This window comes from Streptomyces sp. NPDC053069, assembly GCF_044546895.1.
Lineage (GTDB): Bacteria > Actinomycetota > Actinomycetes > Streptomycetales > Streptomycetaceae > Streptomyces.
On record NZ_JBITZN010000003.1, the window covers coordinates 126,925 to 140,601 of the forward strand.

14 protein-coding genes, 1 tRNA gene and 1 pseudogene are annotated in these 13,677 nt (G+C 69.7%); 4 read left to right on the plus strand and 12 right to left on the minus strand.

The genetic code is table 11. The features are described from left to right. Positions 1-242 precede the first annotated feature (242 nt). From ACIGXP_RS07550 to ACIGXP_RS07565, 4 genes are all read right to left on the minus strand, one after another. Complete coding sequence (locus ACIGXP_RS07550; RefSeq protein WP_363216056.1) at positions 243-587, minus strand: GNAT family N-acetyltransferase; 345 nt, start codon at positions 585-587, stop codon at positions 243-245. A 42-nt stretch (positions 588-629) separates the two neighbouring features. Next, positions 630-1,049 carry an aspartate 1-decarboxylase gene (panD, locus tag ACIGXP_RS07555; protein ID WP_399765163.1) on the minus strand — a complete coding sequence of 140 codons (420 nt, stop codon included), beginning with the start codon at positions 1,047-1,049 and terminating at the stop codon, positions 630-632. A 430-nt stretch (positions 1,050-1,479) separates the two neighbouring features. Continuing rightward, positions 1,480-1,553: transfer RNA gene (locus ACIGXP_RS07560), tRNA-Met, on the minus strand. Between the two features lie 474 nt (positions 1,554-2,027). Next, positions 2,028-2,498: an ATP-binding protein gene (locus ACIGXP_RS07565; RefSeq protein WP_399765166.1), complete on the minus strand. Its 471-nt coding sequence runs from the start codon at positions 2,496-2,498 to the stop codon at positions 2,028-2,030. A 380-nt stretch (positions 2,499-2,878) separates the two neighbouring features. Here ACIGXP_RS07565 and ACIGXP_RS07570 point away from each other — a divergent pair, with 380 nt between their 5' ends. Then, positions 2,879-3,523 carry a carbonic anhydrase gene (locus ACIGXP_RS07570; RefSeq protein WP_399765168.1) on the plus strand — a complete coding sequence of 215 codons (645 nt, stop codon included), beginning with the start codon at positions 2,879-2,881 and terminating at the stop codon, positions 3,521-3,523. Between the two features lie 29 nt (positions 3,524-3,552). Here the strand turns inward: ACIGXP_RS07570 and ACIGXP_RS07575 are convergent, their stop codons facing one another. From ACIGXP_RS07575 to ACIGXP_RS07595, 5 genes are all read right to left on the minus strand, one after another. Next, positions 3,553-3,957, minus strand: coding sequence for an STAS domain-containing protein (locus ACIGXP_RS07575; protein ID WP_399765171.1), 405 nt, complete (start codon positions 3,955-3,957; stop codon positions 3,553-3,555). Between the two features lie 374 nt (positions 3,958-4,331). Then, positions 4,332-5,510, minus strand: coding sequence for a PP2C family protein-serine/threonine phosphatase (locus tag ACIGXP_RS07580; RefSeq protein WP_399765174.1), 1,179 nt, complete (start codon positions 5,508-5,510; stop codon positions 4,332-4,334). Positions 5,511-5,716: 206 nt separating this feature from the next. Then, positions 5,717-6,061 carry a MerR family transcriptional regulator gene (locus ACIGXP_RS07585; RefSeq protein WP_399765177.1) on the minus strand — a complete coding sequence of 115 codons (345 nt, stop codon included), beginning with the start codon at positions 6,059-6,061 and terminating at the stop codon, positions 5,717-5,719. A gap of 956 nt (positions 6,062-7,017) precedes the next feature. Then, positions 7,018-7,857, minus strand: coding sequence for an RNA polymerase sigma factor SigF (locus tag ACIGXP_RS07590; protein ID WP_399765180.1), 840 nt, complete (start codon positions 7,855-7,857; stop codon positions 7,018-7,020). A 1,058-nt stretch (positions 7,858-8,915) separates the two neighbouring features. Beyond that, on the minus strand, positions 8,916-9,086 hold the full coding sequence (locus tag ACIGXP_RS07595; RefSeq protein ID WP_399765183.1) for a hydrophobic protein: 171 nt from the start codon (positions 9,084-9,086) through the stop codon (positions 8,916-8,918). Between the two features lie 121 nt (positions 9,087-9,207). Between ACIGXP_RS07595 and ACIGXP_RS07600 the strand changes: the two genes are divergently transcribed. Beyond that, positions 9,208-9,318, plus strand: a complete 111-nt coding sequence (locus ACIGXP_RS07600; RefSeq protein WP_399766141.1) for a CsbD family protein — start codon at positions 9,208-9,210, stop codon at positions 9,316-9,318. Positions 9,319-9,455: 137 nt separating this feature from the next. On the opposite strand, the pseudogene ACIGXP_RS07605 reads toward ACIGXP_RS07600, so the two are convergent. Continuing rightward, positions 9,456-9,699: pseudogene (locus ACIGXP_RS07605) on the minus strand (SpoIIE family protein phosphatase); the annotation flags it as partial. A gap of 192 nt (positions 9,700-9,891) precedes the next feature. Between ACIGXP_RS07605 and ACIGXP_RS07610 the strand changes: the two are divergent. Then, the gene (locus ACIGXP_RS07610; RefSeq protein WP_191878267.1) at positions 9,892-11,577 is read left to right on the plus strand and encodes a ribonuclease J; all 1,686 of its coding nucleotides are present in this window, start codon (positions 9,892-9,894) and stop codon (positions 11,575-11,577) included. Positions 11,578-11,802: 225 nt separating this feature from the next. Here ACIGXP_RS07610 and ACIGXP_RS07615 read toward each other — a convergent pair whose 3' ends face one another. Beyond that, positions 11,803-12,291 (minus strand): GNAT family N-acetyltransferase, encoded by a 489-nt coding sequence (locus ACIGXP_RS07615; protein ID WP_363218566.1) that lies wholly within the window; start codon positions 12,289-12,291, stop codon positions 11,803-11,805. Between ACIGXP_RS07615 and ACIGXP_RS07620 the strand changes: the two genes are divergently transcribed. Next, a complete protein-coding gene (locus ACIGXP_RS07620) occupies positions 12,278-12,787 on the plus strand; it encodes a SpoIIE family protein phosphatase (RefSeq protein ID WP_399765188.1) in 510 nt (169 codons plus the stop codon). The two genes, ACIGXP_RS07615 and ACIGXP_RS07620, sit on opposite strands and share 14 nt — an antisense overlap. Positions 12,788-12,819: 32 nt before the next feature. Here the strand turns inward: ACIGXP_RS07620 and ACIGXP_RS07625 are convergent, their stop codons facing one another. Next, positions 12,820-13,500 carry a hypothetical protein gene (locus ACIGXP_RS07625; RefSeq protein ID WP_399765191.1) on the minus strand — a complete coding sequence of 227 codons (681 nt, stop codon included), beginning with the start codon at positions 13,498-13,500 and terminating at the stop codon, positions 12,820-12,822. Between the last annotated feature and the right edge of the window lie 177 nt (positions 13,501-13,677).

Genomic DNA, 13,677 nt, shown 5'->3' on the forward strand with positions numbered 1-13,677 from the left:
GGGGTCGGGTCGGGGCCCGGCGGGGGTGGTGTGGGCTGCGGGCCCGGCTCAGGGGGCGGCACCGGGGTCGGGTAGGGGTCCGGCGGGGTGGGACCTGGACCCGGTGTCGGCCCCGGCGGGACCGGGCCGGGGTGCGGGTTCGTCATGGTGTCCTCCAGGCAGTCGCTGGACGTCGCCTCTGGACTACTCCCCCGCCTACCCGGCAGCCCCTCGGCCACTCACCCGACAGGGCGAGCCGCCGTTCAGAACCGGCCCGGGTGGGCCCGAAGCCAGTCCTTGGCGGCCGCCGTCAGCTCGGGATCGGCCGGCGGGGCGACCTCCGGGTGCCGCTCCGCCCACCCGACGACGTACGGGCACAGCGGCGCCACCGGGACGCCCTCGCGCTCGGCGAGGGCGTACAGCTCGCGGGCGAGGGAACCGGCGATGCCCCTGCCCTCGTGCGCGGGCTCGACGATCGTGTGGACCGGGACCAGTGCGCGGGCGGGCGACTCCAGCACGAAGTACTCGATGTGGCCGACGACAACGCCCTCGCCCACGGCCTCCAGACGGCCAGCCGCCCGGTCGTCGCGGATCTCGGTCTCGCTCATGGGCTCGGCACGCTCCTGTTCCGGTCCGGCACGGTCCCTCGGTCAGGCCCGGACGGCCTGCGGGCTGCGCTGCTGGTCCGAGCCGGGCACCGGCTCGGCGGGGTCGGCCCCGAGGGACACGATCCGGTTGCCGCCGTCGACGTGCACGATCCGCGGCTTCAGCTCCCGCGCCTCGGCGTCGGTGACCTGGGCGTAGCTGATGATGATCACCAGGTCTCCGGGATGCACCAGATGGGCGGCCGCTCCATTGATCCCGATCACCCCGGATCCGCGTTCACCCTCGATGACGTACGTCTCCAGCCGGGCACCGTTGGTGATGTCGACGATGTGCACGAGCTCGCCGGGCAGCAGGTCGGCGGCGTCGAGCAGATCGGCGTCGATGGTCACCGATCCCACGTAGTGCAGGTCGGCCTGGGTGACGGTGGCGCGGTGGATCTTGGACTTGAACATGGTACGAAGCACGAAGAAACTCCCGATTCGTCTGCTCCCTGCCTGCTTTTTGCGGGTCAAGGGCGTCGTGGATTGTACATCGGCACGCCTTTCAAACGAAGGCTCACCAGAACCTCGCGCGCCACGGCGAGCAGGCTTCTCACCTGCGCGATCTGCGCAAATCAAGCTGCCGCGGAGCCGTCGACCAGGAGCGTGCACGGAAGACTGTCCCGGTCCCATGCTGATGGGATGCCGACTTACCTGATGAGTCATCAGGTAAGTCGAGGGATCTACGTCGGTACCGACCAGTCCACCCTGGCAGGACAAGGGCGCTGCGCCTACGGCGGCACAGGGGTACCAGCCGCTGCGGCGGATGAATCGGGTGCCCTGTTCGCCGAGAGCCAGGTCCGAACCGGCCCACATGCAGTGAAGGCCCGGTGGACACCGGGCCTTCACTTTTGAGTAGCGGGGACAGGATTTGAACCTGCGACCTCTGGGTTATGAGCCCAGCGAGCTACCGAGCTGCTCCACCCCGCGTCGGTACGGTGAACTGTACGGCACCGAGCGGGATCGGCCCAATCGACTTTCGCCCCGGTCCGGATTCCGAATTCCCGCAGGCCCCAGTGAGTGACCGAAATGTTCCCTCGGACGGCGTTGGAATACGGGCACACCTGGTGAGTAGTCTCCATGAGCCGGCCGGCGGTGGCCTGGTCCAAGCCGGGCAGGTGTGGCGTCAAGACCCATCAGTGAACAGCCCCCGCTATCAAGGGTGATCAGCCTCCCCCGTTCCGCCGCCCACGAGGACCTTCTGGCGCACGCTTTGCAGCAGGTTCAGACCGGCGGCGTCCACAAGCCCAGTTCCCCGGGGATCTCTCACCGGACCAGGCAGGTTCTTCCTCCACACTCACACAGCAGTACCCCTGCACCAGGGTGCCGCAGGGAGCGGGCGGTGGCAGCCGGCACGGCCGTGATGGTGAACGCGGGCGAGCCTGCGGTAGCCGGCCACATTTCCTAGGGGTTGTGGCGGGTGCCGGCCGGGCCGGAGGCGAGGGCGATGCGGGCGGTGATGCGTTTGCCGACCGGCTCGCGCCGGGCTTCCACGCCCTGCGCGACGGCCATCACGATCTCCAGACCGTGCTGCCCGATGCGATCGGCGTCCGAGGCACGCGCCACCGGCAGTACCGGGTCGGAGTCCCAGACGACGACCTCCACCATTTCGCCCATGATCCGCAGTTCCATCAGTACGGGTCCGGGCGCGTACTTGCGGGCGTTGGTGACCAGTTCGCTGACCACCAGCTGGGTGAGGTCCACGGCACGCTGAGAGACCGTCACACCGTGCGCGCTCTGAGCGCGGGTGAGGAAACCTGCGGCCAGATGGCGGGCCTGGGCGATGCAGGTCCCGTCCCCCTCCAGCGCCACGCCGATTTGCAGAACTTGGGCGTCAGGCGCGGTGTCGTCCTCCCCTTGCGGGTCTGATCCCATCACAGCCCGCCATTCATTCCCCGTTCACGATGCCCGGCACGTACCCCCGCAGCCGGGGTTCACGCCTTGCCCGCCTTGTTGGCTGTGCCACGCAAAGAAGCCGCCCGTACCGTGCCGGGCGGCACTGCGTACGAGGGGGTGAATATGCCAGGATCACCACACTCCACCAGGCCCTGGACGCTTCCACCACCCCCACTGGCGGCCCGCATAGACGGTGGCGGAGTGCCCGGCCCGGCATGGCTGACGGGACCGCTTCCGGGACCGATTCGCGGTCCTGCTGCCCGGGGTCGTCCGGTTACCTTGCGTGCGCGGCGGCCAGGGCGGCGAGAGGGGTGACCAGGCGGTGCAAGGGGGTGGGTCCGGCTCGTAACCTGCCGCCCATGACGACCCGGACCCAGCCTTCGACGCCCCGTGAAGCCTTCGAGCTGCTGCTTGCCGGGAACCAGCGCTTCACCGCGGGCGCCCCTGAGCACCCGAACCAGGACGCCACCCGCCGCGCTCAGACCGCGCCGGTCCAGCACCCCTTCGCCGTGCTGTTCGGGTGCTCGGACCCGCGGCTGGCCGCCGAGATCATCTTCGACCGGGGCCTGGGCGACCTGTTCGTGGTCCGCACCGCCGGGCACGTCGTGGGTGCCGGGACACTGGGCAGTATCGAGTACGGGGTGGACCTGCTGGACTGCCCGCTGGTGGTGGTCCTGGGCCACGACTCGTGTGGCGCGGTCGCCGCCGCGTGCGCCACGCTGGAGCACGGCAAGGCGCCCGCCGGGTACATCCGGGACGTCGTCGAGCGCGTCACCCCCAGCGTGCTCGCAGCCAGGGGCGCGGGCCGCTTCGACGCGGACGAGGTCCTCGCCGAGCACATGGGGCACACCGTCGACCTGCTGCTGGACCGCTCCCGTGTGCTGGCCGAGCGGGTCGCCGACGGCCGGGTCGCCGTGGTCGGCCTGCGCTACCGGCTCGCCGACGGCAGCGCCCAGCTCGTCGCCGCCCGGGGCCTGGTCGCCGAGGTATCCACCGCGGTCTGACCGGCCCCGGCTCATTCCACAGTGGTTCCTCAGCGTGCGGGACCGGGCCAGTGCGCCAGGCCGTCGAGGGCCGGCGACTGGCAGGTGGCCTCCTGCGGCGAGTCGTAGAACTCGTAGGCGTCGGCCAGGCCGCCGTGCGCGAAGACGGTGCGCATCCGAGCCGAGGGGCACGTGATCCGCAGCGAGCCCTCGCGTTCCCGGATGCGTTTGGTGAGCGCCACGACGGTGCCCAGGAACATCGAGTCCAGGAAGGGCACGAAGCACAGGTCGAGGACGAAGTGGCGGTGCCCCTCACCCAGCAGCTCGATGACTGCCTGACGGATCAAGGCGTGGGTGTGGATGTCCACCTCGCCGTCGACCTCGACAACGGTCCAGCCGTTGACGACTTCGTAAGCGACGGCGATCTCCTCGGTGCGGACGATGCTCCAGCGCATGGCCCGTCCCTTCTCGCGGCTCTGCACGAAACGCCAGGCCCCCTGCGACGCATTGCACGCCTGGTCAGCGAGGGTGTTTGCGTGCAGATGCCGCCTGCCTCCATCCAAGGCGTTTTCCGGTTGATCGCAAGCCGGGCATCCTGGTCCGATGCGGGCTACAGCCGAAGCGGGTACGGGCCTTCCGTACGCCCCCTGCACGGCCCGCCTCACGTCCGCTTCCGCCTGCCGCGTGACCGACACAGCCGGTGGTCGTTGGGTACGGCATCGCGCCATGAACATCCGCCCCCGGCGGATGCAGTGCAGGCCCGGACCCGTCGGCGCCCCGCCTGGTCACCCTACGCCGCCGCCCCACCGACGACCTGACCGTGCAGGTGCTACCCGTCTTCGCGCCGCGGACCGTGCCAGTCCAGGATGAGGACAGTGGCGTCGTCCCTGAGGTTTCCCCGACAGGCATCCAGTACCGCGGTGGTCAGGCTGCGCACGGCTTCCCTGGGATGTGAGGTGCGGGTGTCCCACACGAGGCGGGCCAGGTCGACGGCTCCGGCGCCGCGTTCCTGCATGCCGTCAGTGAGCAGGATCAGACGGTCGCCGGGGAGAAGATCGAGCTGCTGGAGGTGGTAGGAGGCAGGGGCTGCCACGCCGAAGGGGAGGTTGACCGCGAGCTGTACCTCTTCGACCTCGGTGGCGCCTTCGCGTAGGCGCAGGGGCCGGGGATGCCCTGCGTTGACCAGTTCGCAGGTCCCCGTTGTGAGGTCGATGCACAGCAATTGGCCAGTGGCCAGGCCGCGGCTGTGGGTCAACAGGGCGTCGTGGGCGTGTTGCGCCTGCTGGAGTGCGTCACAGCCGCTGCGGCGGGCGCCGCGCATAGCGCCGACCAGGAGTGTGGCGAGCAGCGCGGAGTTGGTGTCGTGGCCCATGGCGTCGGTGATGGACAGGTGCAGTGTGTCGCGGTCGAGTGTGTAGTCGTAGGTGTCGCCGCCGATGTCGTCGGCCGGCACCAGCCCTGCCGCGAGGGTGAACTGGGGAGCCTCGCAGCAGGAGGCCGAGGGAAGCAGTTGGTGCTGGATCTCGGCGGCCAGGCTGATCCGGGTGGTGCGCCGGCCCGCGTGGTACAGGTCGGTGAAGCGGCGGTCCGTGACGATGATGTAGGCCAGTGCGTGCGCCGCGTCTTCGATCTGCGCGAGCACGGTGTCGTCGGCGTTCTGCAGCGTAGCCTCCAGCAGACCGATGCAGTCGCCGCGATTGGTGACCGGCGAGATCACGCGCCGCCCGCCCTGGCCGTCCGGTTCCACGCGCTGGCACTGGGTGCGCAGGACTGCGTCGTAGACGCTGCCCTCCAGGTCGATCCGCTCGGCAGCGCCCCCCATGTCATCCTCGGCCTGTGTGGTCAGGCGCAGCAGCCGCCGACCCACGAGGTCGACGAACAGGAACGACACACGCTCCGCCCCGAAGCGCTTGCGCAGGTCATTCGCAAGTACCTCGACGGACTCCCCGGGCGGTGCCGCCTCAGCGGCGGCCAGAAGCTGCCCCAGTTCCAGATCCCCGCCATCCATGGCAACCTCCTATCGGTTGCCGGTCCTTCTTCCCCCGGTTCGCCCCCTCGTCACCCACTACATGCATCACCCCCGCTCGCGGTTCTCTCTTCCGGCGGGGTTCGGTTGACGCGTTGAGCCCGTCCGAGCTGCCGAACGGCGGTGCGGTCCCTCAGCGGTCTCGTCCGCCGACAGTGCATCGGTTCCCTCAGGTTCGGGCGTTCTGATCAGGCTGATGTCTTCGGCTGAGGCCTGCCGCCCTCGGCGCGCAGTTGCTCGTTGATGCGCTGCGCCTCTTCAAGCTGGTCTTCGAGGATGACGATGCGGCAGGCGGCCTCTATGGCGGTGCCCTGGTCGACGAGTTCGCGGGCTCGGGCGGCGATGCGCAGCTGGTACCGGGAGTAGCGGCGATGGCCGCCTTCGGAGCGCAGCGGGGTAATCAGGCGGTGTTCACCGAGGGCACGGAGGAAGGCAGGGGTCGTGCCGAGCATCTCGGCGGCCCGGCCCATGGTGTAGGCGGGGTAGTCGTCATCGTCGAGAGGGCCGACGGGACGGGAACCGGCAGGCGGCATAGACCTCTTCTTTCGGGGACGCGTCGGGGGGCCCGGGTGCCAGTACGGCACCCGGGCCCCGAGCTTTCAACACCATCTACCGGCGCTCCGCGCCGGCCTTCTTTTTCCGCAGGTGCCGCCTGGGAGGGCGGGGCTGCGGGGATCGCGAATGCGTGACCGGGGACCACCTTCCAATCCGGGGCCTTGCGTCGTACCCGGGCGGACTGCTTCCTCGCCCGGGCGATCCTGATGGCGTTCTGCTCCTTACCTTTCGATTGCGCGGATACCGCGGGTGTTGCTCACAGCCCCACTGGGGCCGTGTCCTTCTGGTCTACCTGTACAGCAGTTCGTGCCTGCTGTACCTACTTCGACTTCTGGGTACGGAGACAACGCTAACCCCGCATCGGCGGGATGTCTACTGTCGCCATGACAGTTTTTCTCCATGGAGGGTGTGTGTGCCTCTACCGCAGGTAAAGCAGAAGGAGTGCCCACTCGAATGGCGGTCCCCCTGCCTGCACGGCAGTCCACCAGCTCGCTGATCACCAGCTGGGTCAGGGTGCACGATCCGCTCGGAGGCCCAGCCGAGGGGCCGGCCGCACCCTGAACTCCATCGCGGCGCCCGGGGCACCACAACACTCGTGTAGGTGCCAGGACCATCCCCGCGCCTGCTTCGAGGGCCTCAGCGTGGTGAGAGTCTGCGGCGAAATCGACCGGGACAGGGCCCCTCCACTTCTCGATGCCGCAGCTGCTCACGGCGTCGCCTCGTACCGGACGGTGCTGGACGTCGACCACGTCACGTTCATGGACTCCAGCGGCATCAACGTCTCTTCCAGATCGTCGGTCTCGATGACGTCGTAGCCTGTCACCCCACCGCTCGCGACGCCTTGCGCCCCTGGCCTCGGGGCCGTGGCGCCAGATGACGCCTGATGCCCGCCACGGTCGTGGCGGGCATCAGGCCGGGTGCTGACAGCCGGCTGTCAGCCGGTGGGGAGCAGGCCCTCGCGCAGGCGAGCGAGGCAGCGGGACAGGAGCCGGGAGACGTGCATCTGGGAGACGCCCAGGCGCTCGCCGATCTGGGCCTGGGTGAGTTCTTCCACGAAGCGCATGTGGATGATCTGCCGGTCGCGCTCATCCAGGTCAGCGATCAGCGGGGCCAGGGAGTGGAAGTCCTCCACCAACTCCAGGTCGGTGTCTTCGACGCCGATGAAGTCCTGGAGGACGCTCTCGCCGTCCTCGCTGCCGCCGATGGCGGCGTCCAGGGAGGAGGAGTTGTAGCCGTTCGCGGCCAGACGGGCCTCCATCACCTCGTCCTCGGGCAGGCTCATCAGCTCCGACAGTTCCTTGACCGTCGGCGTGCGACCCAACCGGCTTCGCAGTTCTTCCGTGGCCCGGGCGAGCTGGACGCGGGCCTCCTGCAGCCGCCGGGGAACGTGCACGGCCCAGGTGGTGTCGCGGAAGAACCGCTTGATCTCCCCGACGACGTAGGGGATCGCGAAGGAGGTGAACTCCACCTCGCGGGACAGCTCGAACCGGTCGATCGCCTTGATCAGGCCGATCATGCCGACCTGGACGATGTCCTCCATCTCCTCCGGTCCGCGGCTGCGGAACCGGCCGGCCGCGTAACGGACCAAGGACATGTTCATCTCGATCAGCGTGCTGCGCGCGTAGCTGTACTCGGGCGTGCCCTCCTCCAGCACTGCCAGCTGCTCGAAGAACAACCGGGAGAGTTCGCGGGCATCCTTGGGCGCCACCCGGGTGGGGTCGGCGACTTCGGGCAGCTCGGTGGTCTGCGTGTCCAGCGTGCTCATGAGCGCCATGAGGTCCCCTCCCGGATTCGAACTCGTGCCACGGCCCGCTGTGAAACGGCCGACGACGCTTCGGCTACCCCTTCACTTTCCACCCATGCCTGCCACCACGCGATCGAGGGGCAGGACTGTGAGCCGGCACGTCTCCCCGCTGGGAGGACACCCGCCCGGTCCGGCCGGAGAACCCGCCTGCGTTCCGGAGTCGGCCTGCGGCCCTCGTGCTGCGGGTGGAGCAGGGGTTGCGACCGGCACCGGGGCGGCGCCCCGTCGGCACAGGCCAGTAAGCGGATCACGGGTGCAGTGGCGTCGGGGTCCTCGAATGAGGCCCCGGTCGGGGGCGTCAGGGGGCGAACAGTAGTGGCGTCGGCCGCCGACGGCGTGCCCCACGGAGTCGAGGAGACCGGCAGCACTGGGTCGGAGTCCCACACCTGGACCTCCACCAGATCACCGGCGATCCGCAGATCCAGGAGGATCGCGAAGCCCTCGCCGCCTGACCGAACCGGCCGCACGCTGCCCCAGCGGGATGCGCCACAGAATCACGGAGTGCGGCAAGCTCGAGTGCCTCCTGACACCGTCGCCGAGGCCGTCATCACCTGGGCCCACCGCCACCAACCCCTGCCACACCGGTCATGCAAGCACTGGATGCCCTACGCCTGCACGTGGCGCCGGGAGCGGCAGCGCGTCGCGGACGCTGAGGTCGCCCTCCTCGATCCGGAGGCGTGGCAGTTGCCCCAGCAATGCCACGCAGATGACGGCAGCGTCGGGCGGCGCGGGGTGCTCCTGGTCGACGCCCTCTCCGACGGCTGGCAGGTCCGCCGTTGCCCCCGCGGCAAAGACGTCACCGCCTGCTTCCAACCGCCCACACCAGGACAGGCGACATAAGCGGAGGCAGGAATAGCCAGGGGCCGCGCAGGTTTCTTCAGCGCGTACCCGTCCTGCCTCCACCGCATCACATTCACCATTTTCCCTTCAGACTCTTCTGACGCTCTTTCATTGTGCGAGCGTCAGCCAAGCCCGTAGGGCCTGGCCGGTATCAGCCAGGCCCTACGAAGGGGTGAGTACCGGTCAGGTCACCATCGATACCAGCGGCCGCGGCCACCCCCGGCGCTCGTGGAGCGCATGACGAAGCCGAGCAGCCACAGCACCAGGACGGCGAGGGCCACCCACCACAGCATCTTGACAGCGAAACCGGCACCGAAAAGGACGAGTGCGAGAAGCAGAACGAGCAGCAAGGGAATCATGATTATCGACCTCCTGAGCCGCCGTATGCCCCGCCACTGCTCCTTCATTCCGCAGCTCTGCCCGTTTGTGCAAGGAGAGCCGGGGCACGGGTGGGCTACAGCGAAAACAGCACCGAAGCAATTGGGAAGCGCCATCGGGAATGACCGCATGGCCGCCGAAGGACAGGCGGAAAAGAGCACGGCCGATGCCCGTGAGGCCAAGGAGAAGGCCAAGGACGCCTTCGGGCACTGACGACATCTCGGCCCACCTGGGCTGCGCTGCCGCGTAGTGGGCGAGGGCCCCACCGGCCCGGGCACGCCTGACCCACGGCGACACCTGTGAAGGGCCATGCACCTGTTGCGTCATTGCCCGGTCAGCCCACTCCGTCCTCAGGAATGGGGGATGGTCTCCCTGTCGCAGTGGATGGGGAAGATCTGGCCGAGCAGTGCGGTGTCGTCGTCGAAGCGGCCGTCACCGAAGCTGTGCAGCAGGCCGGTCAGGGCCTGGATCGCAGCGGGCGGGGGCTTGCCGGCGTGGTCGGCGGCGAAGGCGAGCAGGGTTTCGTCCCCGTACGGGCCGGCCGGTGCGGTCTTCACCGGTGCGCGCCTCGGTGATGCTGTCGGTGGAGAGCAGGTTGACCGGGGCCGGCCCGCTACCCCGTGCAGGAGGCCCTCCTGTCCTGGGGCCGGGGCAGCGGGCAGCGGGCAGATGAGACGGTTGCCGACCTGAGCGCCAGTACGTCTCCGGCGTCGGGTCGTATCGAGCGCTCGTTGGATCACACAGGCAGTGGATCGCCCTGTCCCGATCTCCGGGTACCGTCAGGGTATGAGTCATCCGCACCCCGAGCTGAAGGCCGCACCGCCCCTTCCCGAAGGAGGGCTGCGGGTCATCGCCCTGGGCGGCCTGGGTGAGATCGGCCGCAACATGACCGTCTTCGAGCACGCGGGCAAGCTGCTCATCGTCGACTGCGGCGTACTGTTCCCCGAGGAGACCCAGCCCGGTGTGGACGTGATCCTGCCGGACTTCACCTCGATCCGGGACCGGCTGGACGACATCGTGGCCGTAGTACTCACCCACGGCCACGAGGACCACATCGGCGGCGTGCCGTACCTGCTGCGGGAGCGGTCCGACATTCCCGTCGTCGGCTCCAAGCTGACGCTGGCGTTCCTGGAGGCCAAGCTCAAGGAACACGGCATCCGGCCGCGCACGGTGCGGGTGCGGGAGGGCGACCGGCGTGGCTTCGGGCCCTTCGACTGCGAGTTCGTGGCGGTCAACCACTCCATCCCCGACAGCCTCGCGGTCGCGATCCGCACCCGGGCCGGGATGGTGCTGCACACCGGCGACTTCAAGATGGACCAGTTCCCTCTCGACGACCGCATCACCGATCTGCGCGCCTTCGCCCGCCTCGGCGAGGAGGGCGTGGACCTGTTCCTCACCGACTCCACCAACGCCGAAGTACCCGGCTTCACCACCTCCGAGCGAGAGCTGAACCCGGCGATCGAGCAGGTGATGCGCACCGCGCCGCGCCGGGTCATCGTCTCCAGCTTCGCCAGCCATGTGCACCGCATCCAGCAGGTCCTGGACGCCGCCCACCAGCACGGCCGCAAGGTCGCCTTCGTCGGCCGGTCGATGGTCCGCAACATGGGCATCGCCCGTGACCTGGGTTATCTGAAGGTGCCCTCCGGTCTGGTCGTGAGCACGAAGGAGCTGGAGAAGCTCCCGGACCACAAGATCACTCTGGTGTGCACCGGCTCCCAGGGCGAACCGATGGCCGCGCTGTCACGGATGGCCAACCGCGACCACATGATCCGCATCGGCAAGGACGACACCGTCCTGCTCGCCAGCTCCCTCATCCCCGGCAACGAGAACGCCATCTACCGGGTGATCAACGGACTCACCCGGTGGGGCGCCCACGTGGTCCACAAGGGCAACGCCAAGGTGCACGTCTCCGGGCACGCCAGCGCCGGCGAACTCGTCTACTGCTACAACATCGTCAAGCCCCGCAACGTCATGCCCGTGCACGGCGAATGGCGCCACCTGCGAGCCAACGCCGACCTCGCCATCCGTACCGGTGTCGACCCCGACCGGGTCGTCATCGCCGAGGACGGCGTCGTCGTCGACCTGGTCGACGGACGCGCGTCCATCACCGGCAAGGTCCCCGCCGGCAACGTCTACGTCGACGGCATGGAAGTCGGAGGCGCCACCGAAGCGTCCCTCAAGGACCGCCTCACCCTCGCCGCCGAAGGCGTGGTCACGGTGGTGGCGATCGTCGACGCGGACACCGGCGCCCTCGCCGAGGCCCCCGACTTCCTGGCCCGGGGCTTCGTCCACGACGACGCCACCTTCGAGCCGGTCATCCCCGTCATCGAGAAGACCCTGGCCACCGCAGCCGAGGAAGGCGTCGGAGACGCGCGCCAACTCGAACAACTCCTCGCCCGCGCCGTGGCGAACTGGGCGTTCCGCACCTATCGCCGCAAGCCCCTCATCATCCCCGTCATCATCGACGCCTGAGCCATAGCCCGGCGGCACGGTCCCCGTTCCGGCCCCTGCCCCGCCCGCGACGGACTCCCCGGGCGGGGCCGCCGCACGCCTCTTCCAGATCGTCGGCCTCGGGTGAGGGAGAGGCCGCCGACGCAGGCGATCCCCTCGCCGGGGCAGAGACGACGGCAGAGACGACGGCCGACACGGAGCGCGCCATGCAGGCGAAGGCGGTGCCCTGCGAACCGGCACACCGCGTCATTCCGCAGGAATGCGAAACTCGAATTCGGGACGGTCCCACGGGACCGCGGGCGGGTTCGCGAGGGCGGTCCCGATCCGTATGGCACCGACGCGGTGGTAGAAGTCCTCGGCGGGAAGGTGCGACACGACCATGACACGGTCGAGCCCGGCGGCACGGGCCTCGGATTGCATGTGCGCGACGAGCAGTCGTCCAATACCCCGTCCTTGCGCTTCGTCGGCGACGAACAGCAGGTCGAGCTCCGGTGGAGCGAGGACGAGCGAGTAGAACCCGAGGACCCGGCCTCCATGCTCGTCGGGGCCGACGGCTACGAAGGCGCGGTGGGCCTCGATGTAATCAGGGCCGACCCGGTAGCCCGCGACTGCGGCTGCGTACTTGCCCTCGTAGGCGCCTGAGCCACGCACGAGCCGTGTGAGCCTTTTGGCATCCCGCGCGACGGCCCTCCGTATGGTGATCGGCTGACTGACCGGGGAAGTGCGTGAACTCATCAGTAGAGTATTTCGCACCGGGGGGTGCCTTCGTTCGGAGGGGTCGGCTGCTCGGGCGACGCCATGCACGCCTTCACGACCGTGCCGATGGCCACCCTCGTCCTCGCCCCGGTTGGAAGGCCCAGGCACCGGCCCCTGGACGCTTCGCCGGACCAGTGCCGGGCACCCGGCCTCCCCTGCCGCTGACCCCCGGCGGGAACGCGCAGTACCTCGAAGCCGGGCAGGGACTGATTCTCGGAACCCACCTGGGCGTCGGCAGTCATATCCGAGTGCCGCTCGCGCCCTGCCGCCGGGATCCGCGCTCCTGCCGTACACCGACGGCCTGATCGAGGCTCCGGGCAGCGACCTGGACAGCGGGCTCGGCCGACGGCGCCGCCATGCCCTCGCCCTCGCGCACGAACCGCTGCACCCCCTGTGCGACCAGCCGTCCGCCCGGATGCCACCCGGCAGCACCGACGACACCGCCCTCCTTGCCCGGCGCCTGTCCGTGCGCTGACCGGGGCGGGCCGTGATCGATGACGGCACTGCTCACGCCCCCGCAGTCAGCACCAGCACGCGGCACGAGCCGGGCGCTCCAGCCGTGCGGGTGTCGTCTCCGGCGCTCCGCCACCCCCACGCCCTCAGCGTCTCAACCATCCCGACGTCCCAGGCTTCCACCAACGTGACTCCGAGCGCGGCGCCGTGGTCGGCGAGCAGTCGCCGCTGCAGGCGCCGGGCGAGGTTCCAGGCACGGCCCTGGTTCTCCCGGCGCACGCGGGACGGGACGACGATCCCGGAGACGACGAAGAGCCGCCCGGGGGCGACGCGGCGGAGCAGGCTCTCCCGAACGTCTCCGTCGAAGCCCGCCCACCACGGCCCGGCGCCGCCCACGGGAAAGCCGTAGGCGCATCCGGTCAGGACCGTGGTCTCCGCGATCAGCAGCGAGAACCCCGGTCGTCGTGCGTCGGCCGCGAGGTGTCGCAGAAAGGCGGCACGCGCCTCGTTCCACGCCCATGGGCCGCCGCCGGAGACCTCCGCGTACAGGTCGCCCAGCTCCTGCAGGCGGTCCTCGACCTGGCCGCGCGTCAGCGGGCGGAGGCGTTCTCCCTCGTGGGGCGAGGATCCCTGCTCCCGCATCGGTCGGCCCGGCCTGCGCGTGTACGACCTGCCCGGTGCCGGCTGGGGCGCGGGGAGGTTCGAGGTCGTCGGGAGGAGCATGTGCGCGCTCATGGGTCGAACCCTGCCCCGGGCGCGGACCAGGCCGACCCGGCGTCGCCGATCACCGAGAGTGGCACCGGTGCCGGAGCCGGTGCGCGGCATGCCCTCGGTGTCTCCACCGTACTCCCGGCCGGGCCCGCCACGGTGGCGCGGCGGCGGCCGACGACTGCGACAGCCCGCCGGGAGAGC